Below are 24292 nucleotides of genomic sequence, written 5' to 3'. Positions count from 1 at the left end.
ACGTATCTTAATATCAGATATAAAAGGAGTTTATTATGGGAATGAATAAAGAATTTAATGCCGTTAAAGAATTTCATGAGAAGTTTGGACATCCTGTCAAAGAATCACCAGTAATGATGGATGCGGATCGTGCAGCAAAGCGTTATGCATGGATGCTTGAAGAAATCAATGAGTTCATTGAAGCAGAAGATCTTGTTGAACAAGCAGACGCGATGATTGATACAATTTATTTTGCGTTAGGAACGCTTGTTGAGATGGGGATTGAACCAGAACCACTTTTTGAAATTGTCCAACATGCAAATATGAGCAAACTTTGGGAAGATGGAAAACCTCATTACAATGAAGATGGGAAAACAATTAAACCAAAGGGTTGGGAAGACCCTCATTTGAAACTCGAACAAGCAATTGAAGCAATGAAAAAATAACACAGATATCTGTGTTATTTTTGTAGGAGGCCATGATGACAAAACGTATCAAAACAACGAAAAAAGAAATTGCGGATTATTGGGCAGATCGTATCGATACGATGAATTTGACCGTATCTTCAAGTCAAGCAAGCACCCATTGTTGGCGTTGCGGTGTCAAAAAGCGATTAGATCGATGTCATATACTTGCGGATGCACTTGGAGGTGCGGATACCCCTTCAAACTTTGTTTTACTTTGTAAACATTGTCATATTGATAATCCAAATGTCAGTGATTCAGAGATAATTTGGGATTGGCTGAGCGCGTATGCGGTGTCATCAGATCAGGTTTATTGGTTTGAACAAGGACTTCGCGAATATGCATATATTTATCATGAATCCATCAACCGTGAAGTTATTGATACCAAATTATTTCAAGAAACTTTTTTAAAACAAATGGAACATGTATCGCATCACTTTGGGCAGCCTCGTAATAATCCCGCTACAATTGCAGGTGCGTTGCGATTAACGTTGAATGAAATCAATAAGGACCGCTAATAGCGGTCCTTACTCTTGAAATAAATTGTGTTCGTTCTGCGATAAAATTGCATCGCGTAGTCGAATCTGCGCAGCTTCCATTTTATTTAGGTTATTATCTTTTGCAAGTGTTCGTATTTCTTCCTTAATCGTATCAGGACTCTCGCCCGTTATTCGTGCAATTTCTTCCACAAATACTCTTAACTCCGATTTATAGGGAACAGGTTGTGACTGTTTCCACCCAATGTAGCTTAATGCACATAGGTTTGTGATAATTAGAAATATAATTAAATAATTTTTTTTCATACTTACAACATCCTCTCGGGATAAGTTTATAGATTTTCACTTAATTTGAAAAGGTCTTAAACGATAGTTTTGAAAAAATATGACTGAATTTACGAAGAAGCAAAAGATTTATTAGTAATAAGAAGAATGAGGAACGACTTTCACAATTTTCAATTTAGAGAAGACAAAACATCTTTGTAAATACGGTCAAAAGGTGTTGCCGCTTTTAAATCTTCAATTACTTTTTGTGCAGCTTCCACGTGGTCCGTAATAATACCCGTAACTTCCATTGTGAGATATAAATCCATACGATCTTCTTCGTTTACCGTCCATACAAAGAGATCTTTATTATAACGCGCAATATCATTAAGGGTGCGAGAGGAAATTGATGAATCTTCAATCGAATAAAAATCAACATCTAACCGTTCCAAACCACCGATATTCAACCCTAAGATATAACCGGTATACGTGTCAGGGTACATGGCTTTAAGTTTTAGTATTGCGGTCTTATCAAGGGATTGGAACGCTGTCACAGAGCGCATGTCATATTTATCCAGCGTCTCGATCATTTTATCAATAAACGTATGATCATCATACTTTGATGTTTTGAGTTCAACCATAAGCGGTTGATTGAGGCGTTTTGCTTCAGCAACGTATTCATCAAATGTGGGAATACGACTTTCATATCCATTGTGTACTAATGTTACATTTTGAACTTCCTCAAGTGTGAGGAGATGAATGTTGTCCGTTTGATCACTCAGTCGTTTCAACGTATTATCATGAAACACAACCAGATGTCCATCTCCTGTCATTTGGATATCCATTTCAACATAATCAGGCTTGTAAGTACTTGCTATTTGTAAAGACTCCAATGTATTTTCAATGGCTCTTACAGACTCACCACGGTGAGATACGACTTTTGTCGATGAAGTTAAAGCATCACTGGGTGTACTTAAATAAACATTGATACCAAACAAGGAAAAGACTGCCACCATAATAATATTGATGCGAAGATGATGTTTTTTGGGGGCGAAGTTCTTTTCAGTAAGAATTGGCTTTTCATCTAGAATCTCGTGATAGGCGACAACCGTAGCTTGCAAGGTAAAGATATTCGAGTATGAAATGGTAAAAGCTAGAAAAAAGAAAATCATAGAAACAGACAAAGCACCCGTAATCTTTGTGACTTGCATGTTTGATTCGGGAACTATGGCCATAGGTATTGAGAGAATAAAAACACCTGCAACCGTAACCGCAGTGGTTAGCAAGGCAATGACTGTGACGAGCTGAAATATTTTAAATGTACGGCGTTTTGTTAGGGCCCAACTTTCCTTTGCAGCTTCTATAAAACTCAGTTCGTCTCGCGTAATAAAAATTACCGGTGTAAAGAAAAGACGAATATTAAGAATAAATGCAGTAACAATCGCAATAGTATAAGCAACTAATCCAGCAGGGTTCTCCAAGACCGCATCAACCACAAATCGAGGTAAGTGTACATTAGAGGTAATATTGGTGGTCATACCAATGTTTGCGTTAGGCATAATTAAAAATATATAAACCAGGATGAGTAGAATCTGTGACGAAAATATTTTGCGAAGTGGTTTAATAAAATCATTTTTAACCAATTTTTGCTTTTCATAAGGTCGGTTCGCAAACTTAATGATGACGGTGAGTTGAAATAAAATAAAAATGGCAATGAGAATGATGCTTAGAATAAGAAAAAAGAGCGCCGTGGGACTGCTAAGTAATTCCCAAAAGTTTTCATTGGTAATTCCAATTATATTTGCTCTAAAAAGCGCAATCTTAAACACACGATCTGCAATTTGTTTAATTAAAAGTAGTGACATGGATTCCGCGAGGATTATGATTAATACGTAACGAAATGTGTCATCTTTAATTTGAATAAAACTTTTCTTGAGTGTTTCAAGTATTTTAAATGTTTTCATAAAGTCCCCTTTCGTTTCTATTATATGAGAGAACGATATAAAAACCTATTAAGACTCTCTTAAGAATAAAAAAGAAAGCAGATTATGCTTTCTTACAAGTACAAGTATCTTGACCGCAGTTACATGAAACGACACAATTACATTTAACAACATCGACTGACGTTTTTTGATTCAACGCCTCCAAAAGTAGGTGTTTATCATGATGCGAGAGTTCATAGTGCTCGATGATATTTTTTAAGGTACTACCAACTTCTTGGGCGCAAATTGAATCAAATGCCTCCATGATTCGGCTTTGTGTTCCTTGCTTTTCAGATAGTGTGGGCCGATAAACATATGCCTTACCCTCAGTATCTGCTTTCACATAACCTTTTTTAACCAATCGACTAATTAAAGTTTTCGTCGTTGCGGGTTCCCAATTTTTTGACAGTTTAAAATGATCAGCAACTTCACGGCTTGTAGCATGGTTCAATGTCCATAAAACACGTAAAACTTCCCATTCTGAATCGGAAACTAATTTTGTGTCTTTCATTCAATCACCTCTACTAGTAGATTACAGTTGTAGTCGGTATAAGTCAAGGTAAATGCTTAGGCGAGATTGATGAAAAAGTTTAATTAAAAAATGCCACTTATGCATATAAATACCACTTAAGCAAACTACATTTACAAGCGTTTATACATTCGATAAATTTGTGGAGAAAGATATGAGGTGATTGAAGTGATATTTATTGCCATGTGTATTAAAGCAGAAAAAAATCGAGAACTTGTGAAAAAGGTAGTGACTCAATGTAGTGAGTTGTTGCTGTTGCCCATTGTTGCGGACTGTGTTCGTAAAGCGGACCAGCATTATCAAATTGTGATTACTGATCATTGCATGTCGCAGTCAAAGCATGTTGGTATGGATCAGCATGTTGTCTATCTAGATGTTCCTCTTACAGATGATGTTTTGAGGTATACATACCATATTCCATTTTGTCCGCAAAAACTGTACAAGTGCTTAGTGACGATTATTCAGGAGCACCGTCCTTGGTCTGATAATATTGTAATCGATGGGAAGCCGTCCCAGTGTATTCGGGCAGAGGATATCTACTATGTAGAGACAGAAGGGAGAAAAATTGCGGTTGTGACTAAGAACGGAAGATTTTATAGTAATCGCATTTTCTCAATTTGGGAACGACTTTTGTCACGATTTACATTTGAACATTGTTATCGGGGCATAATGGTTAATCTAAAATATGTTCGCGCTGTGTCATCGAGCTTACTTTTTTTAAATGATGGAACACGTTTGCCGATATCACGGCGACGTTATCAACGTTTCTATAGAAACTATAATCGCCTACGAAAATAATAAGAAAGATGAAAATATTTTAGAAATCGTTTAAAATAGAGTTAAAGGAAGTGAGGCGTGAGCTCATGGATATTTTAATTCTAGGACTGGGCACGATTGGAACTCTATACGGGTCCTTGTTTTTCCGTGCGGGCCATAATGTTGAACATTTCCTTCGAGAAGGAAAAGACCATGTCGATTGTGTTCATGTGAAATTACTTGATGGAAGACTCAATCCTAAGGGGAAAGAGCTTTCTTTTGACTATAAAATTAAACCTTCTACAAAAAAAGAGTATGATTTTATTTTTGTTAGTGTATCATCAGGGAATCTAAAAGAAGCAATGGATTGCCTACGGGAAGCGAAGATTCATGGAACGGTATTACTCTTTACGGGGGTTTGGACCGATCACAAACGTCTCGATGAAATCATGGGATTCTACAATTATATTTTAGGATATCCTGTTGGAGGCGGTTCGATGGATGAAGAAGGCGTTCTTACAGCCGTCGTAAATGAGTATGTCATGATTGAGTCAAAGTCGAATGCTCGAATTCCAAACTACAATCTTATGATGTCGCTTTTTAAAAGTTGTGACATTACCTTTGAGATACCACATGACATGTTAGAATGGATGTGGGTAAGAATGTCAGTAAGTGCTGCAATTGTATCAACTGTAGCTTTGTATGGAAATCTTAGTTTCCCAGGACCCTCTGTTGAGTATGTCATGACAAACAGTAAGGCATTAGCTCATTGTATACGTACAATTCGTGAAACACTCTTAATTGCTCGAGGACGAGGCATCAATATGAATCACTTCAAGCAAGAAATTTTACCTTATAAATTTCCAGCGGGTATTTCGGGCTGGGGAATGAAAGTTAAATTTAAAACGAGTCGAATTGCACGTGAATCGATGAAGCGACACAATAATATCGATGATTTGATGTATATATGCTATGAAGTGTTTCATGAAGGAAAGCGACAATGTGTCCCAATGCCCCATTTTACCGAGAACATGCAAGCGATGCTCGTAAAACTTGAAGAACAAGAGCACATTGATCCATCTTTATATAATCACATTAAAAAATTCTAAAAAAAGACCACCTTTTACCAAGTGTGGTCTTTTACGTTGTATTAATGAAAAAAAGCAATCAATGAATGGTATAAGAAATCAATGTTATCTTCTTTCGAAAACGGATAGTTTTCAATTAAAAATGAAAGATTGGATAATAATGAATAGATTAACTTTGTGATAATCTCAGTATCAAATACCCAAGGATTCGCAATCGGCATGTCTTTGAAGACTTCTTTAATATTGGTAAGGACAAAGCCTTGAAGATCTTCCAAGCTCTCAGCGTTCATTCCTCGAACACGTTTAAAATGTACTCCAAGGCCATGTCTTTTCTCGGAGTCGTAGTATAAAACTTCCAAACGCTTCCTAAATTTTGCATTAAAGTCAACTTCAGTTGTAATGCAATTTTTTAAACGAGCAAATGTGTCGGCCCAACTTTTATGCACAACTGCAGCATAGAGAGATGCTTTATCACGATAATAATTATAAAGCGTCCCCACAGCGATGTTTGTCTCCTTCGCAATCATCTTCATACTTACGTCTTCATAGTCATGTAAATAAAAAAGGTGTTCTGCGCTGGCAAAAATTTCTTCTTCAATGTTATGTATAATCTTTGGCATACGTTTCCTCAATCCTTATAAATGTAAGATAAGCATACCATAAATCCTTAGAGAATATCACTGGATTAAGTTGACAATGATAATCACTATCACTATAATGAATGTATAAGGCAGGTGCCCTATACTAGGAGGATATATATGGAAAACAACAGTACATTCCCATTGTTGGGAGAAAAATTTCCTACATTAAATGTAAAAACGACACAAGGTCAAATGACCTTACCGGATGCATATGCAGGGAAATGGTTCGTTCTATTTAGTCACCCAAGTGACTTTACACCCGTGTGTACAACAGAATTTATAGGATTTGCGAAAGCAGCAGATGAATTTAATGCAATTGGGGCAGACCTCATTGGTCTATCAATTGATGGGGTTCATGCACATATGAAATGGATTGAATGGATCGATGAACATGCAAATGTTAAGATTCCATTCCCAATTATTGCGGATGAACTTGGACGTGCAGCATCGCAACTCGGCATGCTTCATTCTGCAATGGGTACAAATACAGTTCGTGCAGTATTCATCGTAGATGATAAAGGTGTGCTAAGATTAACAATGTATTATCCACAAGAAGTTGGACGTAGTATTGATGAAATTCTTCGTGCTACAAAGGCGCTTCAAACAGCGGATAAATACAGTGTTGCAATCCCTGAAAATTGGCCAAATAATGAATTTATCGGTGATCATGGAATTGTTCCACCAGCATCAACAATCGCAGATGCTGAGAAACGCAAAGCGCAAGCAAATGAAGGCGATACAGAGTACCTTGACTGGTGGTTTGTTCATAAACCCATTAAATAAGTTCTAATAAAAAACGAATCCCAATGCTTCGAGCAAGCATTGGGATTCGTTTTTTATTGATTCATAATGTGCTAAATAGAATTGAACCTTAGGCTCTAATTTCTATGTGCATCGATACCGTCAAACATATTTTTAAGGCGTAAATGCAAGAACTTAACTTGAGTTTCAGTGAGTGCCACTGGAGGTTTGTGTCCATCAACCGTACCTAAATGTGTTTGAATTTTTCCATCTTTATCAATCGCTACAACAAAAGGTACATATCCATTTGATCGGAGTGCTTCAGGAAGTTGTTTATCCCAATCAGACAACCGTTTTTTCAAGTCATCGCTATTACTGTATTCTGAATTTTGAACATCCAACATCATAATTTCAGGCTTAATTTCGATTCCTTGTTCTTTGTAGCTTGCTTCTAAGTCTGTTATCACTGTTTCCATTTCGGGAACAAGGGCAACACACCATGGACAATCAGCATAACCGATATAGTAAATACCTTCCTTAGAATCTTCTAAGTTTTTGATGATCGTTTCAGAATCAGTTGTTACGTAGTGATGATCTTTCTTAGTGAATCCTTTATAATCTTTCATGAGATTATTTGAGGTGCAACCTGTTAATACGAAAATTGAAACGAGTAGGACGAGTAATGTTTTTTTCATAATGACCTCCTTAGTCTCTTAAATTATAAAACTTTTTTCTAAAATTGCAAGATAAACATAGTCGATATATATGTTAAGTATGTTGGTAGAAAAGAGAATGAGGTGTGTTATAATTATTACTAAGTAAGGCAGGGATTTATATGACATATTTTAAGTGTCCTAATTGTGGACAAGCATTGGAAGAACAGGAACGATCTTACGTTTGTTCTAAGGGTCATCAGTTTGATCGAGCCAAGAGTGGTTATGTAAATTTACTCATGTCCCAAAAAGATAAAATGAAGCAACATGGTGATGATAAGCTGATGGTTCGTGCTCGGAGAGAATTTTTAGATAAAGGATACTACGGATTATTGCTCGATCAAATCAAGAATGTCTTTGATAGGTTCTCGAGTAATCACATTTTGGATGCGGGTTGCGGTGAGTGTTGGTATACGGAATCGTTACTCAAGTCAGGACGAACGGTTTATGGTGTTGATATTTCAAAGAATGCCGTTGATTTGGGATCAAAACGAAATTCAGATTTGATGCTTGCAGTAGGAAGTACCTTTGATTTACCGATCATTGATGATTCATTCGATGCATGCTTATCTGTTTTTGCTCCTTTTAAGATTGAAGAAATCTTTCGGGTTTTAAAAGACGATGGGATCTTTGTTCAGGTATTTCCACTTGCGAATCATTTGATGGAACTCAAAGAAATCGTCTATGATCAGCCTTATGCAAACGATGTTGACGTGAAAATGTATGAAGGATTCCAATTACTCGATGTGATGCAAATTAAGGGACCCATAGAAATAACCTCAACCGAGGATATTTTAAATGTTTTCAAGATGACTCCTTATGCCCATCGTACACCCAAAGAAAATATTGAAAGACTGACGAAGTATTCACACTTAAATGTAGGCTTAGAATTTGGTCTTGCAATCTATAGAAAAGAGAAATTATGAAAAGACCTCAGTTTATCGAAGAGTTGGTAGTGAGCAATGCTCGTGTACTCTTTTCGGAATTAAAGCGTAATACACGTTATGAATCATGTTTAATTTATCAAGATCACGCATTAGTAAAGTGTGAACAAGTCTGTTTTAGTAAATGTGAATTTGAAATGGATGCGTGTGATCGTGCCGAATTTCTGGATGTTGTGTTTGATCGTTGTGATCTAAGTAATCATTCTTTACAAAAAAGTTATCTTTACCGCTGTGAATTTTTGTCCTGTAAGTTAATGGCGAGTGAAATTTACGATAGCAAAGTTAAGGATGTGTTATTTAAAGATACACTGATGAATTTTATGAATTTGTCACAATCAAGTTTTGAAAATGTCGTGTTTGAAGGATGCCGACTTAATGAGACATCCTTGATGATGGCAAAATATAAGAATATGAAGTTTAATGATTGCGAGCTTACAGGGTTAAATCTCTCGGATACGCGCTGTAACGCTTTAGATTTAACGACTTGCACCTTTGATACGATTGTATATTCTCCCTCACTTATAAAAGGAATGCGCATTCGTGCTGATCAAGCAAGTGCGTTGATTGGTTATCTCGGTTTAATTATTGATTAACGAAAGGTGGTATTAAATATGAATTTTATTGCTTCTCTTTTTAAAACTAAAACTCCTAAACACATATTAGAGGTCCGTAATCAGAAGGCATTTGAAAATTATTTCTTAAATCTGTTACCGCTGTTGGGTTATGATTCGATTCAAGTTCCTGAGGCGAAGTATGCCCATGGCGTTCATGTTGTTGCAAAGAAAGATGGGATGCGTTGTGCATTTAAAATCGTATTTAATCCTAAGGAAGTAGGGACCGATCCGATTTCAGAGCTCGCGGCTGCTTTGGTGTTTCATAAGGCGAAGATTGGTATTGTTGTTACCAATGGTGTTTTCACTGAAAAAGCTGAACAGTATTCAAACATAAAACGCATTAATCTGTGGGATGTTTATCACTTAGATAAATTAGAATCGCGATTAAATCTTTAGGAGGCTCATTTGAAAAAAATTATAAATAAAGCGGTTAAAAAGGCGAATCGGAAGCCCTCAATGTTATTGGCTGCGGGTTTAGTCGTAACCAATATTGTTCTCATGGCAATTGTTAAAGAAGGAACTAAAAATGAAGAGGCGTAAGACGCCTTTTTTAATGACTTGGTTTATTGACTTTTGGTGATGTTTCCACTATTATTTAAGAAAGCGATGATAAGAAATAGTAGAAAATTAAAATAGCGAAGAGAACTGATGGTTGGTGTGAATCAGTGTATTAAGATTTTTGAACTCATCTTTGAGCATAATTTCTGAATCAGTAGGAAATTACGTCCCCTGCGTTAAAGGATTGAGAGTCTATCGAATATCGATAGGAATTAAGGTGGTACCGCGAGCAATTCGTCCTTTAGAGGTACTTTTTTTTATGTTATAGGAGGATAAAAAATGTATAACCATTTAAAAATTGAGAAAAAATGGCAAAAATATTGGGATGAACATGAAACGTTTAAGACAGATGTTCATAACTTTGATTTACCAAAATATTATGTTTTAGACATGTTCCCATATCCATCAGGAAATGGACTTCATGTAGGGCATCCACGTGGGTATACTGCGACGGATGTAATTGCACGTTATAAACGCATGAATGGTTTTAATGTCTTACACCCTATGGGATGGGATGCTTTTGGTCTACCTGCAGAGCAATTTGCCTTGAAAACTGGAAATCATCCAAATGAATTTACAAAACAAAATATCGCGCACTTTACTGATCAAATTAAAAGTCTTGGTCTTTCTTATGATTGGAGTCGTGAGATTTCCACAACAGATCCAGGTTACTACAAATGGACTCAATGGATCTTTACAAAGCTTTATGACATGGGATTGGCTTACGTTGATGAGAAACCCGTAAACTTCTGTCCTGAATTGGGAACCGTTCTTGCGAATGAAGAAGTCATTGACGGTAAGAGTGAAGTGGGTGGTTTTGATGTAATTCGTATGCCAATGCGTCAATGGGTCTTAAAAATTACGGAATACGCAGATCGTTTATTGGAAGATTTGGATTTAGTCGAATGGCCAGATTCAACAAAAGAAATGCAAATTAACTGGATCGGTCGCTCTGAAGGGTCGAATGTTATCTTTAAAATTGCAGATCATGATAAAGAATTTACAGTATTTACAACGCGTGCAGATACGTTATTTGGAAATACATATTGTGTTCTTGCTCCAGAACATCCTTTTGTTAAGGAAATTACAACGCCAGATAATATCGATGAAGTAAATGCTTATGTTGAGAAAGTGTTGCATAAGTCTGATTTAGAACGTACTGAACTCAATAAAGAAAAATCAGGTGTATTTACAGGAGCATATGCCATTAATCCTGTAAATGGAAAAAAGGTTCCAATTTACATCGCAGATTATGTTCTCGCAGCATACGGTACAGGTGCAATTATGGCAGTACCTGCACACGATACACGTGATTTTGAGTTTGCTAAGAAATACAATCTTGAGATTATTCCAGTGATTGAAGGTGGCGATACTTCTGTAGAAGCGTACACTGGAGATGGAATTCATATCAATTCTGGATTCTTAGATGGTATGGGTAAGGATGAAGCAATAGAAACAATGCAAGCGTGGTTGGTTGAGAATGGTTACGGAGAAGCGAAAACTACGTACAAACTTCGTGATTGGTTATTCTCAAGACAACGTTATTGGGGAGAGCCAATTCCAATTGTTCATTTAGAAGATGGAACCATGCGTACAGTTGAACTTGATGAACTTCCTCTTGAACTTCCTGAGGTTGAAAATTACAAACCAGCGAGTGATGGTCAATCGCCACTTGCGAATGCCGGTGATTGGTTGGACGTAACGTTTGCGGATGGCACAAAAGGACGCCGAGAAACAAATACAATGCCACAATGGGCAGGATCTTGCTGGTACTACTTACGTTATATTGATCCAGAAAATAATGATGCAATCGGTGATCCAGAACTTCTAAAACATTGGATGCCTGTGGATCTTTATATGGGTGGCTCGGAGCATGCTGTTCTCCACCTTCTTTATGCACGATTCTGGCATAAGGTCCTATATGACCTAGGTGTTGTGGATACCAAAGAACCATTTGGTAAACTTTATCACCAAGGGATGATTCTCGGTGCTAATAATGAGAAGATGAGTAAGTCACGAGGAAATGTTGTGAATCCTGATGATATCGTAGAAAGTCATGGTGCGGATGCTCTTCGTGTTTACGAAATGTTCATGGGCCCCTTAGATGGCGCTATTGCATGGAGTACACGTGGCCTTGATGGAATTCGTAAATGGCTTGATCGTGTCTACCGTTTAATGGTTGAGTCTGATAAGATTACGGAAACTAATGATGGTAGCCTTGATTTTGTATATAATCAAACGGTTCAAAAAGTTACACATGATATTGAAACATTTGGTATGAATACTGCAATTTCACAGTTGATGATTTTTGTGAATGAAGCATATAAAGCAGAGACATTGTATAAAGATTACGCTCTCGGATTTATTAAAATGCTTGCATGTTTTGCACCGCATTTGGGTGAAGAACTTTATGAAATTGTGTCTGGTAATGGCGATATTAGCTATGAACAATGGCCAAAGTTTGATCCAAGTAAATTAGTACTTGATGAATTAGAAATTGTTGTTCAAATTAACGGGAAAGTACGTGCTAAATTTATTGCACCTAATAATTTACCAGAAGATGAATTAAAAGCTCTTGTATATGATCAAGCACAAGTTCAAAAAAATCTTGAAGGTATGACCGTTATCAAAGAAATTGTGATTAAGAATAAGATTGTTAATTTGGTCGTGAAGCCAAACTAAAACAGACGAAAGTCTGTTTTTTTATTTTTAAAAGGGAAATCAATGATTTTGAATTAATTAGAAGTGGGTGATTTATGAAAGGTATTGTTTTAGCGTATGGCTATACTGTTGTGATGATGATGCTCTTGGCCCTGATGGTTTCCTATTCTGTCTTTAAGCGTGAATACCAACAAAAACGATTCCAATATCGCAATGCTTTAGAAACGTTAATGACAGAAATGCAACCCACTGATCATCTCGAGTCGAAGTTTTTAAATCTTATGAAAGATCAACAGGGGGAGGTTCTTGATATTACATACCATTTTTATCCAAAATTAATCCAAGTCATGTATAAAACAAAAATAGCAGGCTGGGAAGTTACCTTTGGAGAATTAATGATTGAGGAGGGATTTTAGTATAAAAAAACGAGTCTTTTTGGCGGTGCTATCTATTATTATGCTGGGGAGTTTGGTTGAAATTATGACGCGAATTCGGTGTCAATTTGAAAAAGTATATCGTCTTAATACGGATTTAGTGCAACGAGAAAAAATTGAAGCGCATCATTTGGAAGAAATATCAATTCCAAAGAAAATTCTTAATGAAACGATGATCCGTACAAAGGAAAATATCGTTGGACGATATGTACGTTTAGGTCATACTCTTTACAAAGGGCAAATTTTGGATCGTCGTGATTTTGAGCATTTTGATGATTCACAAGGTAAGCCGCTATTATTACTTGAACCTGAAGAGGTGCTAATGAGTGCGGAAGCATCAATGGTAAATACGGGTGGTAATCTCTTGAGGGCCGGTGATTACGTGAATCTAAGCGTACGAGTGCGAGAGTTTGATGGCTCAGGGAAGATAATTCCATTATTAAAAGGAGTGCGTATTGTGAATGTACGTGATCGTGATGGACATGAGATTGAAGCCGGAAAACAACCCAATGTACTCAGTTTTGCAATCCCGCAAAAATTAGAGAATATTGTTCATAAAGCATTGGAAATGGGTGACTTGTCAGTCGTTATTTGTAGCGGGATTCCTCACGTTATTAATGATCTACAAAAAGAGGTGGTTGAACATTTTAACATCAATCTTTGATTTTGGACCCTTAACCCCCTTTGTGGAAGATGAAAATATTACAGATATTAATTTTAATGGCGTTGATTTATGGATCGATGATCTTGTGAGAGGTAGACTCGTTCATCGTAATTTTTCCAGTCACGAAGTCATGTGGAGGATTTGTTCACGTCTGTCAAACATCGTTAATTTACCCATTAATCAGCAACACCCTGTCTTAGAAACGGATTTTAATCATTTGCGGATAAGTGTGATTCATCCAAGCATTACCCGATTTTTAAGCGTTTCGATTCGAAAGACAACTTATAAACTACGCTTAAGTGAAGCGTATATTGGGGCTTCCTCATATATGAGCATATCGGCGTTAAAATTTCTGAAATATGCAGTTCGGTCTAAGTGCAATATTTTAGTGAGTGGACTGCCTGGAGCTGGGAAAACAGAACTTATAAAGTTTTTAGCGGGATATATTAGTCGTGATGAACGAATTATTACAATCGAGGATTCTTATGAATTGCATCTTAAGCAAATCTACCCAACGCTCGATACTGTTGAAATTAAGGTTGATGAACGATTTAGCTATTCGCATGCAATTAAAGCGTGTTTGCGACAAAGACCGAATTGGCTATTATTGAGTGAAGTTCGCGGTGCTGAGATTGTTGATTTATTGAGATGTATTTCAACGGGTGCAAGTGTAATGAGTACAGTGCATGCTCGAAGTGCAATGGAAATACCAGATCGGATTCAGCAAATGACACCTGTTACAGAATACATCAATGAACAGAAAATATTTGACGCGATTAATATTGGGATTCATATTGATTTAAAAATATGCGCGAATGGCATTCAACGATTTATTCGTGAAATTGTAGTTTTTACACGAGAAGGTCACTATCGTCTCTATTCTTTTAAAGGAAAACGGCTTCAGGCCAAAATACCAGAGTTGATTAAAGAAAAAGCAGAATTGTATGGTGTCAAATGGTGATACTTATAGGAATCTTACTAATTTATATCTACAAAAATCGTAGTGATTTTAGTCAAGCAATAAAACGCATCACAAAACCACATCTTTATACCGGCATGGATAAAATGTGCACATTGTATCTTATGGGAGCGATTTTATTATTGTTGATTATTTATCTAGGGACGATATTCAAACTAAAAGCCACTCTCATTCTACTCCTAAGTGGATTCGCATTATGCTGTGGTGTGTTTCAACTTCACATTCTTTGCTGTTATCAAAATCAAAAAATTGCCTTTGAGTCGCTGTATCTATTTTTAAGTTCGAATGCATCTTTTTTTCGAAACTGGGAGAAAGCCTTGCCATGCTTAGAACACCTTGCAAGCATCGAACCTGAATTTCACTGCTATACCGAAGTTATTCTAGAGGCGATAAATTCGGGAGAATCATTGATACAAGCTTATAAACGCGTCTCTCCACATTACTTAGTTGTGACCCTTGCGGTGATCATGGAGATGGCTGAAACATATGGAAATGCGGGTCTTGATCACGCACTTCTTAGTTATGAGGAAGATCTCGATCAATGGAAGGTATACACTGAGAAGTTAAATCAAGAACTTTTGGGAATGCGATTAAAAGTTTTGCTTCTTATAGTAATGAGTGTAGGGATTGCTTATCTTTCAATTGGAATGCTACGTGAGACCGTACCCATTAATCATTCTTTGTTTTACCAATACACAGTGACTGGATTTCTTATCGTAATTTTAATTGTATTGATGGAAGCCATGAAAGGGATGAAGGCATCATGGATTTGTGAGGAAGAATGTATTGATTAGAACGTGTGTGAGTTTCGTTTATATTTTCTTTATTCATGCCGTCAAAGATCCTTTATTTGATGCGCTGTTGCTTCGTAGATATCATCGATTTAAACGGATAACACAAGAAAATCCATCAACGTACATGAAACTTCATAAGAACCTCATGTTTATACTTGTTCCATTTATTTTAGTTGGTGGAAAAGTTCTTTTGAGTGGTATCATAATGCTTCTGCTTTTAGAGGGAATGATTTACTTGAACGTCTATCGTCAGTATAAAAAACAACTTGAGCTGTTACTCTATGAGTTTCCAATGTGGTTAAGAGAACTGCAGTGCCTTTTAGCGTACAATACGGTTTATCAAGCAATTAAGTTGAGTTATCCCATTGCCCCAAAATCATTGCGCGGCTCGATTAAAGAACTTGTAAGAGGTATTGAGGTACAGCCATCTTCGATTGGTCCATATCATAATTTCCTAAAAGACTATGATAGTTTAGAGGTGAGAAAGGTTATGAAGGTGCTTCATCGCGTCAGCGTTTCAGGAACCAATGATGCAACCATACGGCTCAATGCCATGATTGTCGAGTCGCATCATTGGTTAATGTTTTCTCGAAATCAAAAAAAAGAAGTAAGAATAACCCATGTGAGTGCGCTGGGATTAATTCCACTAATTTGTGTAGGCTTATTGTTTTTACTTTTAATGGGACTTGTGGTTGTCTCACTTATGGAAGGGGGGTGAGTTGTATAAAAGCATTTTTTGAGGAATATGGTTTAGTCCTTGTGGTAACAGTCATTGCTACGGGGATGATCGTCTTTTCGAATGAATTTAAAGACGTGCTCAAAACCACACTACTTAACCAGTGGCAAACAATGACAACACGTAATTAATGAAACAAGCCCTTGAAGGATACCTACAAATCTTAATACTGATGCTTTCGATGTGTTTTTTTCTTTGTATTGTTGATTTGAATCGAAACCAAAATAACTTGGCGCTGTGTAAGGAACACGTGATTTCGAGAATGAACCATTTTCACAGTATAAAAATCAACACATCGGATTTAGAGATGTGCAAAGGCACCTCAATTCAAGTAGCACAAGAAGGTGAGCGATACCGGATCATACTGATGAAAAACATTTCTTTGTTCTTCATAGACTTACCGATGAAATTGGAAGATTTCGGGCTTACGTACATGATACAGACATGATTTTCTGTATCATGAATTATAGAATAATATGATGAAATGGTGTATGGTAATTATGAAAAGAGGTAAGGCTATGATCTTAACAATCGATGTTGGTAACTCAAATACTGTTCTAATTGGTTATGTTGATAACGAAAGCGTTTATAAAAAAAGAGTAATCACAGAAAAAAAAGATGTACTTAAATACTATACTTCAGTTTTTGAAACGATTGAAACGAAGGTTGATGCTGTAGTCCTTTCAAGTGTTGTACCAAGTATCACTCAAGCAATTATGGATGTTTTGGTAAAACAGTTTCAATGTGATATTCATTGTGTGTCAATCGAAAACACCAAAAACTTTAGGGTTAAATTAGATAAACCTCATGAGATAGGTGCGGATTTCATTGCGACGGCTGTTGGTGCTTATGCACAATATCAAGCGCCGATGATAATTGCAGATATTGGAAGTGCATCAAAATTAAGTGTGATTGACGCGGATGGTTCCTTTATGGGTGGTGCAATTATTCCAGGTTTACAAACATCACTGGATGCGTTAATACAATATATTCCCCACCTTCCGGAGGTGGCGTTGGACATCCCAGTCCATGTAATTGGAACCAATACAGAGCATTGTATTCAATCGGGGATTACATATGGATTAATAGCTCAAATAAGTGGACTTGCAATGATGATGGAGAAAGAATTGGGCATGGAATGCACCAAAATCATTACGGGCGGGTATGCTCAACTTATCCATAGCCAAATGAAAGAATTTATTTATAATCCTGATTTACTGAATGACGGATTGAGAATTCTGTATCAACGAAGGGATTTGAAATCAACAAGTATCATTAATGACAATGAATAGTGAACATGATATAGTTTGTTTCCGAACTTTCGATAAGTTTATGAATGGAGTAACGTATGGTATTTAAACTAATATTATTTATTTTAATCCTAGTCATAGTATTGATCGTTTATGGAATGATTGAGTACTATTGGCTTAAAACGAAACAGATTAATGTAAAAGACTTTAAAATTAAAAAAGAAATTCCCGAACAATTGCGTGGAAAGCGAATTATCTTCCTGTCTGATTTTCAATTCGATCATCGCGCCCGTAATTTTCTGGACCACGCAGCCCAAAACGTAGTCGATAAAACAAATCAGCTTGAACCAGACTTAGTCATTCTTGGTGGGGATTATATTCATCAAAAACATCGTAGAAACACACGAATTTTTGATTACTTAAAAGAAATTGAAGCACCTAAAATTGGAGTTCTTGGTAATCATGATTATCGTGATCTTGAAACATCGCTTGAAGGTTTGAAATACGCTGACGTTCAGGTGATTAAGAACGAAACAGTTCGATTTCATGGTATGAATATCATTGGTGTGGATGACTATAAACGCGGTAAAATAAAACTTCCTGAGTATGATAACAGTCTGAATCTTCTTGTTACACATAACCCTGATTATGCACCCAAACTCAGTAAGGGTGCTGATATTGACATCGCATTAGCGGGTCATCTCCATGGTGGACAACTAACATTCTTTGGTCTCTATGCTCCAGCTGCGAATCATAGTGAGTATGGACAGCGCTATCGCTACGGAATGGTCCATGATGATCATATGAGTATCTATATAACTTCAGGTGTTGGAGGAACGGTGGATGTCCTTCCGATGCGTCTCTTTGCTCGACCTGAAATTGTTGTCATCGATTTTTAAACAAGACCAATTGCATTCGCAGTTGGTTTTTTTTGTGGAGAATGGACAAAAATCACAAAACTACTTTACCTGTCGTAGTAGATGTGTTATATTTACTACGACAGATGAAGTAGAGGTGGTTTAATGTTAAGTAGTGATGTAATGCGTGGATACAACGATACGATTGTTCTTTATATCTTACGCACAAATGATTCCTATGGATATGAAATTGGTCAAAAAATCCAAGAGCTATCCAATCGAAAGTACATAATAAAAGAAACAACGCTCTATTCCACATTTGCGCGTCTCGAGAAAAATGGGTATATCAAATCTTACAGCGGTGGTGACGAAACCAAAGGACGCCAACGAACGTACTATCATATTACAGATTTAGGAAATCAATACTATCTAGAGAAGTGTGTTGAGTGGAATCTCGTAAAAGAAATTATTGATATTTTTACACAAAATCAGGAGGACACCTTATGAATCAAATATTAGATTATATCGAAGTGATGTTTAAATCACTGCCACAAACAGATGAAGTTGTAAAACTAAAAATGAACATAACCGACTCAATGGAATTAAAATTCAATCAGTATATTGAAGAAGGAAAAGGAGAGTCGGAAGCAATTGGTTTGGTAATTGGAGAGTTTGGCAGTATTGATGAACTGAAAGAGGCCTTAGATTTAAACATGGCTGATGATGAAGTGAATGTTTATCTGGAAGCTACACGAGTTGAAGCATATCTCAACTTTATTAAGCGATTCGCGATGATGATTTCATTAGGGGTTGCGGTCATTATGGTTGGTATAGGCGCAACAGCGTCTTTCAATAATTTAATAATTTTCTTTTTATCTCTGATTGTGGGCGTAACCCTCTTTGTATACTATGGCATGATCTATGCAACCTATGACGATATTACGAATAAAGGGATTGTGGACTCAGTTCAATATCAACGAATTGATCAAATCAAAAAAGACAATCAACCTACATTTATTCGTTCAATTGTTTTGGGTGTTGCCCTCTGTATCATCGCAGTGTTTTCAGTTGTGTATTTGGAAGAATATTTGTTTGTTAGCGAGTACGCCCCTTTAGTGTTTATGAGTATTACCGCAGTTGCGGTCGTATTATTTATTAATGCGGGTGTTAATAAAACTCATATTGATGCACTGACAACACGTTATGAGTGGGCTAAAAGTAAGGCGCAGTCTTCAAGTTTAAAAGAAACATTAGAACGGGAAGAGCGACTTGAAAACATAACGGGAATTCTAATGGGGTTAGCGTCAATGGTTTACCTTATTCTTGGCTTCACCATGAACTTATGGCATCCCGGTTGGATTATCTTTCCAATAATTGCCTTAGTTGGAGAATTAATTAAAAGCATAAAAAAAGAATAAACAAAAGTTTATTCTTTTTTACTAAGATATTGATCCCAAGCGTGTGAACCTCGTAAAACAAGAGCCTTAGTCTCTTCGAAATCTCCGGTATAATAAGGATCTGGAACCTCATGTCCTTTTAAGTCATCAACTTGATCCAAAAACAAATGAATCTTGTGTTCAGTACCTTTGGGTGCGATTTTTAAAAGATTTTGGATATTGCTTTTGTCCATTCCGATGATATAGTCATAATGATAGAAATCTTCAATTGTGATTTGTGAAGAGGTCATACCCTTACAGGAAATTCCCATCGCTTCTAAAATCGATGCAGTTCCGGGGTGGACCGGATTTCCATGCTCCCAAGAACTCGTTGCTGCTGATTTCACGACATACTTATCACCATATAAATCTTTAAAAATTCCTTCTGCCATCGGAGAACGGCAAATATTACCTAGACATACAAATAAAATATGTTTCATAATTCACCTCTACTATATTATAGCAGTTATAATTTTCAATGTTAGTGGACTCAACGCTACGGTAACAAGTCCTGTAAGAATGAGAGATAAAGTCGCCATTGTTCCTTGTAACTCACCCATCTCAATTGCTTTAGAAGTTCCTACTGCATGTGCGGCAGTTCCTAAAGCAAGACCTTGCGCTAAGGGATTATCGATGTGAAAGACCTTATTAAGAATTGGAGCAAGTGCGGCACCAAGGATTCCAGTCACAATCACAATGCATATTGTAAGCGTCTTAAGACCACCTAAACTCAGCGCAACATCTGCGGCGATTGCGGTCGTTACAGATTTTGGAATAACAGTTGCAATCATTTGAGAATCAAGATTTAAAACTAGAGATAAAATCAGAATACACACTGCGTGTACAATGACACCGGTTAGCGTACTTATCAAGACTAATTTTTTATATTTTTTGAGGAGATCAAGATTATTATAAAGGGGAATTGCGAGGGCTACAGTTGCGGGCCCAATTAACGCTGTTAAAAATTTTCCACCTTGGTTATAATTTTCGTAGTCAATACCAAATACCGTGAGCATTACAATAATTGCTAGGGAAGTGATAAGAAGTGGATTTAATAGCGGGGATTTAAACTTTTTTTGGAGTTTTTGAGAACCTAAATAAACACCGAAAGTGAGTACAAGACCAAATAAAGGATTGTTAAAGAGTGAATTCATCATTAATGCACTCCCTTCTTATTTAAAAACTCTGCGACGAGACCTGTAACGATATAGGTAATCAAGGTCGAACAAATTAAGATGATCGTAATATTTATCCATGATTTTTGAATAATATCAAAGTAAGGCATAATTCCAACCGTTGCAGGTACAAAGAGAAATGCCATATTATTTTTAAGCCACGAACCAGATTCCTCAACGTGCTTGACTTTAATAAGTTTAAATTGAAGTGCACCGAATAAAAGAAAAAGCCCAACGATACTTCCTGGAACTGGAAGATGAAGGAGGGTTGTAAGTGTTTCGCCAGCATAAGAAAATGCAAGGATTAAAAATAATTGACTAAGTATGTTCATAAGAAATCTCCTTAATAAAACTGCATACATTTTATCACTTTTCCGAAGTATTGTGTAAAAAAACATGATGTTATCGCTTTCTGTAGAAATTATTTGTATGGAGAAAGATGTGAGCACAAAAAAAACATCGAAAACGATGCTTATATTTTTAAATTAAATGGTGTCTCGTGTAGGACTCGAACCTACGACCCACTGATTAAAAGTCAGTTGCTCTACCACCTGAGCTAACGAGACATTATGGTGCCGACTAGAGGACTTGAACCCCCAACCTACTGATTACAAATCAGTTGCTCTACCAATTGAGCTAAGTCGGCAGTTTGAGCAAAAAAAAATGGTGGAGGTTAACGGGCTCGAACCGCTGACCCTCTGCTTGTAAGGCAGATGCTCTCCCAACTGAGCTAAACCTCCGAATTACTTCCTTAATGCTTTACTATATTAACAAACAAACTGAACAATGTAAAGCAAAAAAAGTGAAAAAATGAAATATTATGGTTAAATATTCAAAACGTGATTTATTCTCCACATATTGAGGATTAAAATAACCTTAACCTACAAATACTCACATAAGAACAGAACTAGAATGGTATAATAAAATCATGTAAGGAGATAATCATGAAGGACTATATTATTACACTAGATCAAGGAACAACAAGTTCGCGTGCCATCATTTTCGATAAAGAATACAATATTATTGCGAAAGCACAGACAGAGACCACACAGATCTATCCCAAACAAGGGTGGGTCGAACAAGACCCCATGGAAATTTGGGCGACACAAAGTGGTGTTTTAAATGAAGTTTTAGCACGTGCGGGTATTGGACCCGAGCATATTGAAACGATTGGAATTACAAATCAACGTGAAACAACGGTTGTGTGGAATAAAAATACGGGGCGCCCCATCTATAATGCGATAGTATGGCAATGTCGTCGTACCGCTCCAATTTGTGAAGACCTCAAAGATCTCGGATTATCAGATTATATTAAAAAACATACGGGTCTAATTGTTGATGCCTATTTTTCAGGAACTAAAGTGAAATGGATTCTTGATCATGTTGAAGGGGCGCGGGAACAAGCAGATCGAGGAGAATTGTTATTTGGAACTGTTGATTCATGGCTGCTTTATAATCTCACGGGAGGCAAAATTCATGCTACAGATTATACAAATGCCTCAAGAACAATGCTCTATAATATAAGGGATTTAGAGTGGGATGACACCATCTTAAGTGCATTGGATATTCCAAGGTCCATGCTGCCCCACGTGTTTGACAGCAGTCATTTATATGGCTATACAAACATTCAAGGGTATCAAATTCCAATTTCCAGTGTTGTAGGGGACCAACAAGCGGCTTTATTTGGACAGACGTGTTTCAATTCGGGAGATGTGAAAAATACATATGGAACGGGTTGCTTCTTACTTATGAACACAAAAGAACGATTTGTAGAGAGTGAGAATGGCTTGCTTACAACCATTGCGATTGGGCTAAATGGGAAGATAGAATATGCCTTAGAAGGGTCGGTGTTTATTGCGGGCGCTGTGATTCAATGGTTGCGTGACGAATTGGGGATTATTGATGATGCCTCTGATGTGGAATACTTCGCCCAAAAAGTCCGTGATTGCGGGGGTGTTTACTTTGTTCCTGCACTCACTGGTTTGGGTGCACCTTATTGGGATATGGATGCAACAGGGACCATATTTGGATTGACCCGAGGTACAAACAAAAATCACATCATTCGAGCGGCGTTAGAATCAATTGCTTTTCAAAGCTATGATATTATGAAGGCGATGGAAGAAGACTCAAACATTAACATCACATCCCTTAAAGTTGACGGCGGTGCATCAAACAATAATTTCTTGATGCAATTTCAAGCTGACCTTTTAAATGTGAATGTACAACGATCCTTTACGTCGGAGTCTACATCCCTTGGTGCTTGTTTCTTAGCGGGCTTACAGACAGGTTTTTTTAAAGATAAAGCGGCATTTATTGATGTGCGCACAAAAAATACTTCGTGGGACTCAAGAATTGATGATGAGAAACGACAACTTAAATTATCAGAGTGGCATCGTGCTATCGGAAAAACATTAACAAAAAAACACACGCAATAAATGCGTGTGTTTTTATTTGTTCTTAAAAATCACCCAGGAAATATTTTAAAGGGAAATCTTAAAACTAAAATAATGGTCTTGTTCTCTAAAACCATTCGCTGTAGCGGCAGCAAGGGCGATAGCGTTTTCGGTATCTACGAAGAAGAGTATTTCTTCGATTCCTTGATCTGCGCAATACCTTACAGAACGGTTCAAGAATTCATATGCGGACTCCATGCTTGAATAAAACGAAAATACCTCTGCATAGATATGGTTGTATTTTTTTAATGTGATGGAACCTACCACGGATTGATTACTCATTTCTAGAAAAACAAACCATGGTTTCTTATTTCTAAATATTTTATCTGCAGACCAAAAAATATCGGGGTTTACCTGGTCGTGATGGTGCTTAAATCGCTGTTCGTTCGATTCAAGTAAAGGTTCCATATGCAAAGTAGCGTGCTTCAATTTTGGAATGCGTTCGACATCTAAGGTCATTACAGTACAATCATCGATTAGATTCGCATCGAAATCATCGTAAGCCTCTAAAGCGGTTTGATTTGAGATTGGAAAACCGCAAAGTAATTGATAGCTTGGGAACGCAGCTTTTAAATAATCAATAAATGCCCTTAACACTGCTTGGTAATCATTCGAAGCATAGATACCTGCTACGGTTTGCATAATGCAATCGTCTTCTGCAATTGCGAATGCACCAAATCCAACAATTTCCTGATGATCGTTGAATTTAGCAAGGCAAAGCGATTTCTTAATGATTTTTGAGAGTTCTGATTTTGTCTTATATTTTGGAAATGATTGAGTTAAAGGATTTGATTGATGAGACCATGCATAGTCTATTGCGTCGTCCAAATCCATTGCATCACATATACGTATCATATAAATCTCCTTTCGACTATTATAACTTGGATATGAAGTAAGTTAAAGGTAAAAAAAGCAGAACATGAATTCTGCTTTTGCTTTCGATCACATATCTTGAGCACTTTTATCATAACGAGTGAAAAATATGAAGTCAATCAGTTCTGGAATCTGAGCAATACTATGAGGATATTGGATCAGAATATATATAAAACGAATAAAAAACAGCAAAAAAAAACCGTACATACG

30 protein-coding genes, 3 tRNA genes and 1 other annotated feature are annotated in these 24292 nt (G+C 36.8%); of the genes, 21 read left to right on the top strand and 12 right to left on the bottom strand.

The window, feature by feature from the left end:
• Positions 1-35 precede the first annotated feature (35 nt).
• Positions 36-425 (top strand): HAD family hydrolase, encoded by a 390-nt coding sequence (locus EPJ90_RS01395; protein WP_125164871.1) that lies wholly within the window; start codon positions 36-38, stop codon positions 423-425.
• Positions 426-460: 35 nt separating this feature from the next.
• The gene (locus EPJ90_RS01390) at positions 461-961 is read left to right on the top strand and encodes an HNH endonuclease (RefSeq protein ID WP_161637147.1); all 501 of its coding nucleotides are present in this window, start codon (positions 461-463) and stop codon (positions 959-961) included.
• Positions 962-970: 9 nt separating this feature from the next.
• On the opposite strand, the gene EPJ90_RS01385 is transcribed toward EPJ90_RS01390, so the two are convergent.
• From EPJ90_RS01385 to EPJ90_RS01375, 3 genes are all read right to left on the bottom strand, one after another.
• Positions 971-1246 carry a hypothetical protein gene (locus tag EPJ90_RS01385; RefSeq protein ID WP_125164869.1) on the bottom strand — a complete coding sequence of 92 codons (276 nt, stop codon included), beginning with the start codon at positions 1244-1246 and terminating at the stop codon, positions 971-973.
• 149 nt (positions 1247-1395) lie between these two features.
• A complete protein-coding gene (locus EPJ90_RS01380; RefSeq protein WP_200542471.1) occupies positions 1396-3168 on the bottom strand; it encodes a glycerophosphoryl diester phosphodiesterase membrane domain-containing protein in 1773 nt (590 codons plus the stop codon).
• 82 nt (positions 3169-3250) lie between these two features.
• Complete coding sequence (locus EPJ90_RS01375) at positions 3251-3697, bottom strand: CopY/TcrY family copper transport repressor (protein ID WP_125164867.1); 447 nt, start codon at positions 3695-3697, stop codon at positions 3251-3253.
• A gap of 177 nt (positions 3698-3874) precedes the next feature.
• Between EPJ90_RS01375 and EPJ90_RS01370 the strand changes: the two genes are divergently transcribed.
• Together EPJ90_RS01370 and EPJ90_RS01365 are read left to right on the top strand one after the other, a co-directional pair.
• Entirely contained in the window at positions 3875-4513 is a 639-nt protein-coding gene (locus tag EPJ90_RS01370) for a LytTR family transcriptional regulator DNA-binding domain-containing protein (RefSeq protein WP_161637144.1), read from the top strand.
• A gap of 65 nt (positions 4514-4578) precedes the next feature.
• Positions 4579-5580, top strand: a complete 1002-nt coding sequence (locus EPJ90_RS01365) for a ketopantoate reductase family protein (RefSeq protein WP_200542470.1) — start codon at positions 4579-4581, stop codon at positions 5578-5580.
• A 41-nt stretch (positions 5581-5621) separates the two neighbouring features.
• On the opposite strand, the gene EPJ90_RS01360 is transcribed toward EPJ90_RS01365, so the two are convergent.
• A complete protein-coding gene (locus EPJ90_RS01360; protein ID WP_161637141.1) occupies positions 5622-6179 on the bottom strand; it encodes a TetR/AcrR family transcriptional regulator in 558 nt (185 codons plus the stop codon).
• A gap of 138 nt (positions 6180-6317) precedes the next feature.
• On the opposite strand from EPJ90_RS01360, the gene EPJ90_RS01355 reads away from it, so the two are divergent.
• Positions 6318-6983, top strand: coding sequence for a peroxiredoxin (locus EPJ90_RS01355; RefSeq protein ID WP_125164863.1), 666 nt, complete (start codon positions 6318-6320; stop codon positions 6981-6983).
• A 95-nt stretch (positions 6984-7078) separates the two neighbouring features.
• Here the strand turns inward: EPJ90_RS01355 and EPJ90_RS01350 are convergent, their stop codons facing one another.
• Positions 7079-7636 (bottom strand): thioredoxin, encoded by a 558-nt coding sequence (locus EPJ90_RS01350; RefSeq protein WP_161637139.1) that lies wholly within the window; start codon positions 7634-7636, stop codon positions 7079-7081.
• A 140-nt stretch (positions 7637-7776) separates the two neighbouring features.
• Between EPJ90_RS01350 and EPJ90_RS01345 the strand changes: the two genes are divergently transcribed.
• The 15 genes from EPJ90_RS01345 to EPJ90_RS01280 all read left to right on the top strand — a co-directional run bounded on the left by EPJ90_RS01345 (position 7777) and on the right by EPJ90_RS01280 (position 19563).
• On the top strand, positions 7777-8580 hold the full coding sequence (locus EPJ90_RS01345) for a putative RNA methyltransferase (protein ID WP_125164861.1): 804 nt from the start codon (positions 7777-7779) through the stop codon (positions 8578-8580).
• Positions 8577-9191: a pentapeptide repeat-containing protein gene (locus EPJ90_RS01340; RefSeq protein WP_161637136.1), complete on the top strand. Its 615-nt coding sequence runs from the start codon at positions 8577-8579 to the stop codon at positions 9189-9191. The genes EPJ90_RS01345 and EPJ90_RS01340 overlap by 4 nt, the downstream gene beginning before the upstream one ends.
• 18 nt (positions 9192-9209) lie before the next feature.
• Positions 9210-9608 (top strand): restriction endonuclease, encoded by a 399-nt coding sequence (locus EPJ90_RS01335; RefSeq protein WP_161637135.1) that lies wholly within the window; start codon positions 9210-9212, stop codon positions 9606-9608.
• A 9-nt stretch (positions 9609-9617) separates the two neighbouring features.
• Entirely contained in the window at positions 9618-9752 is a 135-nt protein-coding gene (locus tag EPJ90_RS08630) for a hypothetical protein (RefSeq protein ID WP_272926458.1), read from the top strand.
• Positions 9753-9809: 57 nt separating this feature from the next.
• Positions 9810-10015 (top strand) — a binding site (T-box leader).
• 34 nt (positions 10016-10049) lie between these two features.
• Positions 10050-12452 (top strand): leucine--tRNA ligase, encoded by a 2403-nt coding sequence (gene leuS, locus EPJ90_RS01330; RefSeq protein ID WP_200542469.1) that lies wholly within the window; start codon positions 10050-10052, stop codon positions 12450-12452.
• Positions 12453-12526: 74 nt separating this feature from the next.
• Positions 12527-12847, top strand: a complete 321-nt coding sequence (locus EPJ90_RS01325; RefSeq protein ID WP_200542468.1) for a hypothetical protein — start codon at positions 12527-12529, stop codon at positions 12845-12847.
• Between the two features lie 64 nt (positions 12848-12911).
• Positions 12912-13529, top strand: a complete 618-nt coding sequence (locus EPJ90_RS01320) for an SAF domain-containing protein (RefSeq protein ID WP_237558305.1) — start codon at positions 12912-12914, stop codon at positions 13527-13529.
• Positions 13504-14490 carry a CpaF/VirB11 family protein gene (locus EPJ90_RS01315; RefSeq protein ID WP_244660362.1) on the top strand — a complete coding sequence of 329 codons (987 nt, stop codon included), beginning with the start codon at positions 13504-13506 and terminating at the stop codon, positions 14488-14490. The genes EPJ90_RS01320 and EPJ90_RS01315 overlap by 26 nt, the downstream gene beginning before the upstream one ends.
• A 95-nt stretch (positions 14491-14585) precedes the next feature.
• Complete coding sequence (locus EPJ90_RS01310; RefSeq protein WP_244660361.1) at positions 14586-15302, top strand: beta-carotene 15,15'-monooxygenase; 717 nt, start codon at positions 14586-14588, stop codon at positions 15300-15302.
• The gene (locus tag EPJ90_RS01305; RefSeq protein ID WP_200542465.1) at positions 15295-16020 is read left to right on the top strand and encodes a hypothetical protein; all 726 of its coding nucleotides are present in this window, start codon (positions 15295-15297) and stop codon (positions 16018-16020) included. The genes EPJ90_RS01310 and EPJ90_RS01305 overlap by 8 nt, the downstream gene beginning before the upstream one ends.
• The gene (locus tag EPJ90_RS01300) at positions 16017-16169 is read left to right on the top strand and encodes a hypothetical protein (protein ID WP_003775800.1); all 153 of its coding nucleotides are present in this window, start codon (positions 16017-16019) and stop codon (positions 16167-16169) included. The genes EPJ90_RS01305 and EPJ90_RS01300 overlap by 4 nt, the downstream gene beginning before the upstream one ends.
• A 387-nt stretch (positions 16170-16556) precedes the next feature.
• Positions 16557-17330: a type III pantothenate kinase gene (locus tag EPJ90_RS01295; protein WP_161637130.1), complete on the top strand. Its 774-nt coding sequence runs from the start codon at positions 16557-16559 to the stop codon at positions 17328-17330.
• Positions 17331-17386: 56 nt separating this feature from the next.
• Positions 17387-18187, top strand: a complete 801-nt coding sequence (locus tag EPJ90_RS01290) for a metallophosphoesterase (protein ID WP_161637128.1) — start codon at positions 17387-17389, stop codon at positions 18185-18187.
• 123 nt (positions 18188-18310) lie between these two features.
• Positions 18311-18652 carry a PadR family transcriptional regulator gene (locus tag EPJ90_RS01285; protein WP_161637126.1) on the top strand — a complete coding sequence of 114 codons (342 nt, stop codon included), beginning with the start codon at positions 18311-18313 and terminating at the stop codon, positions 18650-18652.
• Positions 18649-19563, top strand: coding sequence for a permease prefix domain 1-containing protein (locus tag EPJ90_RS01280; RefSeq protein WP_200542464.1), 915 nt, complete (start codon positions 18649-18651; stop codon positions 19561-19563). The genes EPJ90_RS01285 and EPJ90_RS01280 overlap by 4 nt, the downstream gene beginning before the upstream one ends.
• Positions 19564-19571: 8 nt before the next feature.
• On the opposite strand, the gene EPJ90_RS01275 is transcribed toward EPJ90_RS01280, so the two are convergent.
• The 6 genes from EPJ90_RS01275 to EPJ90_RS01250 all read right to left on the bottom strand — a co-directional run bounded on the left by EPJ90_RS01275 (position 19572) and on the right by EPJ90_RS01250 (position 21496).
• Positions 19572-20021, bottom strand: coding sequence for a low molecular weight protein-tyrosine-phosphatase (locus EPJ90_RS01275; protein WP_161637123.1), 450 nt, complete (start codon positions 20019-20021; stop codon positions 19572-19574).
• Between the two features lie 12 nt (positions 20022-20033).
• Entirely contained in the window at positions 20034-20738 is a 705-nt protein-coding gene (locus EPJ90_RS01270) for an LrgB family protein (RefSeq protein WP_237558303.1), read from the bottom strand.
• Complete coding sequence (locus tag EPJ90_RS01265; RefSeq protein WP_161637122.1) at positions 20738-21088, bottom strand: CidA/LrgA family protein; 351 nt, start codon at positions 21086-21088, stop codon at positions 20738-20740. The genes EPJ90_RS01270 and EPJ90_RS01265 overlap by 1 nt, the downstream gene beginning before the upstream one ends.
• A 158-nt stretch (positions 21089-21246) precedes the next feature.
• A tRNA-Lys gene (locus EPJ90_RS01260) sits at positions 21247-21322 on the bottom strand.
• A 4-nt stretch (positions 21323-21326) separates the two neighbouring features.
• Positions 21327-21402 (bottom strand) — tRNA-Thr (locus tag EPJ90_RS01255).
• A gap of 18 nt (positions 21403-21420) precedes the next feature.
• Positions 21421-21496 (bottom strand) — tRNA-Val (locus EPJ90_RS01250).
• A 204-nt stretch (positions 21497-21700) separates the two neighbouring features.
• Between EPJ90_RS01250 and glpK the strand changes: the two genes are divergently transcribed.
• The gene (gene glpK, locus EPJ90_RS01245; RefSeq protein ID WP_200542463.1) at positions 21701-23191 is read left to right on the top strand and encodes a glycerol kinase GlpK; all 1491 of its coding nucleotides are present in this window, start codon (positions 21701-21703) and stop codon (positions 23189-23191) included.
• 45 nt (positions 23192-23236) lie between these two features.
• On the opposite strand, the gene EPJ90_RS01240 is transcribed toward glpK, so the two are convergent.
• A complete protein-coding gene (locus EPJ90_RS01240) occupies positions 23237-24064 on the bottom strand; it encodes an acyl-CoA acyltransferase (protein WP_161637119.1) in 828 nt (275 codons plus the stop codon).
• Between the last annotated feature and the right edge of the window lie 228 nt (positions 24065-24292).

The organism is Erysipelothrix sp. strain 2 (EsS2-7-Brazil), from assembly GCF_016617655.1.
Taxonomy (GTDB): Bacteria; Bacillota_I; Bacilli_A; order Erysipelotrichales; family Erysipelotrichaceae; genus Erysipelothrix; species Erysipelothrix piscisicarius.
Note: the sequence above shows the minus strand (reverse complement) of the source record. Positions and strands in the feature narration are given on the sequence as shown.

Bases quoted from the DNA above. Each gene is read 5' to 3' on its own strand.
- EPJ90_RS01240 (WP_161637119.1), bottom strand. From the start codon at position 24,064: ATGATACGTATATGTGATGCAATGGATTTGGACGACGCAATAGACTAT.
- EPJ90_RS01295 (WP_161637130.1), top strand. From the start codon at position 16,557: ATGATCTTAACAATCGATGTTGGTAACTCAAATACTGTTCTAATTGGT.
- EPJ90_RS01365 (WP_200542470.1), top strand. From the start codon at position 4,579: ATGGATATTTTAATTCTAGGACTGGGCACGATTGGAACTCTATACGGG.
- EPJ90_RS01340 (WP_161637136.1), top strand. From the start codon at position 8,577: ATGAAAAGACCTCAGTTTATCGAAGAGTTGGTAGTGAGCAATGCTCGT.
- EPJ90_RS01385 (WP_125164869.1), bottom strand. From the start codon at position 1,246: ATGAAAAAAAATTATTTAATTATATTTCTAATTATCACAAACCTATGT.
- EPJ90_RS01380 (WP_200542471.1), bottom strand. From the start codon at position 3,168: ATGAAAACATTTAAAATACTTGAAACACTCAAGAAAAGTTTTATTCAA.
- EPJ90_RS01355 (WP_125164863.1), top strand. From the start codon at position 6,318: ATGGAAAACAACAGTACATTCCCATTGTTGGGAGAAAAATTTCCTACA.
- EPJ90_RS01270 (WP_237558303.1), bottom strand. From the start codon at position 20,738: ATGATGAATTCACTCTTTAACAATCCTTTATTTGGTCTTGTACTCACT.
- EPJ90_RS01290 (WP_161637128.1), top strand. From the start codon at position 17,387: ATGGTATTTAAACTAATATTATTTATTTTAATCCTAGTCATAGTATTG.
- EPJ90_RS01285 (WP_161637126.1), top strand. From the start codon at position 18,311: ATGTTAAGTAGTGATGTAATGCGTGGATACAACGATACGATTGTTCTT.
- EPJ90_RS01335 (WP_161637135.1), top strand. From the start codon at position 9,210: ATGAATTTTATTGCTTCTCTTTTTAAAACTAAAACTCCTAAACACATA.
- EPJ90_RS01390 (WP_161637147.1), top strand. From the start codon at position 461: ATGACAAAACGTATCAAAACAACGAAAAAAGAAATTGCGGATTATTGG.
- EPJ90_RS01320 (WP_237558305.1), top strand. From the start codon at position 12,912: ATGACGCGAATTCGGTGTCAATTTGAAAAAGTATATCGTCTTAATACG.
- EPJ90_RS01265 (WP_161637122.1), bottom strand. From the start codon at position 21,088: ATGAACATACTTAGTCAATTATTTTTAATCCTTGCATTTTCTTATGCT.
- EPJ90_RS01275 (WP_161637123.1), bottom strand. From the start codon at position 20,021: ATGAAACATATTTTATTTGTATGTCTAGGTAATATTTGCCGTTCTCCG.
- EPJ90_RS01395 (WP_125164871.1), top strand. From the start codon at position 36: ATGGGAATGAATAAAGAATTTAATGCCGTTAAAGAATTTCATGAGAAG.
- EPJ90_RS01350 (WP_161637139.1), bottom strand. From the start codon at position 7,636: ATGAAAAAAACATTACTCGTCCTACTCGTTTCAATTTTCGTATTAACA.
- EPJ90_RS01310 (WP_244660361.1), top strand. From the start codon at position 14,586: ATGGATAAAATGTGCACATTGTATCTTATGGGAGCGATTTTATTATTG.
- EPJ90_RS01280 (WP_200542464.1), top strand. From the start codon at position 18,649: ATGAATCAAATATTAGATTATATCGAAGTGATGTTTAAATCACTGCCA.
- leuS (WP_200542469.1), top strand. From the start codon at position 10,050: ATGTATAACCATTTAAAAATTGAGAAAAAATGGCAAAAATATTGGGAT.
- glpK (WP_200542463.1), top strand. From the start codon at position 21,701: ATGAAGGACTATATTATTACACTAGATCAAGGAACAACAAGTTCGCGT.
- EPJ90_RS01375 (WP_125164867.1), bottom strand. From the start codon at position 3,697: ATGAAAGACACAAAATTAGTTTCCGATTCAGAATGGGAAGTTTTACGT.
- EPJ90_RS01345 (WP_125164861.1), top strand. From the start codon at position 7,777: ATGACATATTTTAAGTGTCCTAATTGTGGACAAGCATTGGAAGAACAG.
- EPJ90_RS01325 (WP_200542468.1), top strand. From the start codon at position 12,527: ATGAAAGGTATTGTTTTAGCGTATGGCTATACTGTTGTGATGATGATG.
- EPJ90_RS01360 (WP_161637141.1), bottom strand. From the start codon at position 6,179: ATGCCAAAGATTATACATAACATTGAAGAAGAAATTTTTGCCAGCGCA.